Source organism: Paenibacillus sp. ACRSA, assembly GCF_022346845.1.
Classification (GTDB): domain Bacteria; phylum Bacillota; class Bacilli; order Paenibacillales; family Paenibacillaceae; genus Paenibacillus.
This window is the reverse complement of record NZ_JAKRNP010000032.1, coordinates 1-515: the sequence shown is the minus strand read 5'-3', so window position 1 is coordinate 515 and position 515 is coordinate 1. Positions and strand designations below refer to the sequence as shown.

General features: G+C 53.6%; 1 protein-coding gene. It reads left to right on the top strand.

Annotated features, from left to right (window positions below; all coding sequences use genetic code 11):
- On the top strand, window positions 1–515 hold a 515-nt coding region (locus MH215_RS28965), incomplete at both ends, for a hypothetical protein (protein ID WP_239294293.1).

Sequence of the window (515 nt, the reverse complement as noted above, 5' to 3'; positions counted from 1 at the left end):
ATCGACTCAACATGGATTGCAGAAGTAGCCATGAGCAGCAACGTAGTGGAGGGGACGGAATTGATTCTGGAGAAGCGGCGCGGTCGCGTTTGTCCCCGGATTTCCCCCTTACGAGGGGAATCCAAGAAATCCGGAGACAACCAGCGATCGGAAGAACAATCCATCCCCGAAACGTCCACCATGCTGCTCCAGATCTACCCTACTACTCCAATAATCGACTCAACATGGATTGCAGAAGTAGCCATGAGCAGCAACGTAGTGGAGGGGACGGAATTGATTCTGGAGAAGCGGCGCGGTCGCGTTTGTCCCCGGATTTCCCCCTTACGAGGGGAATTCAAGAAATCCGGAGACAACCAGCGATCGGAAGAACAATCCATCCCCGGAACGCCACCATGCTGCTCCAGATCTACCCTACTACTCCAATAATCGACTCAACATGGATTGCAGAAGTAGCCATGAGCAGCAACGTAGTGGAGGGGACGGAATTGATTCTGGAGAAGCGGAGCGGTCGCGTT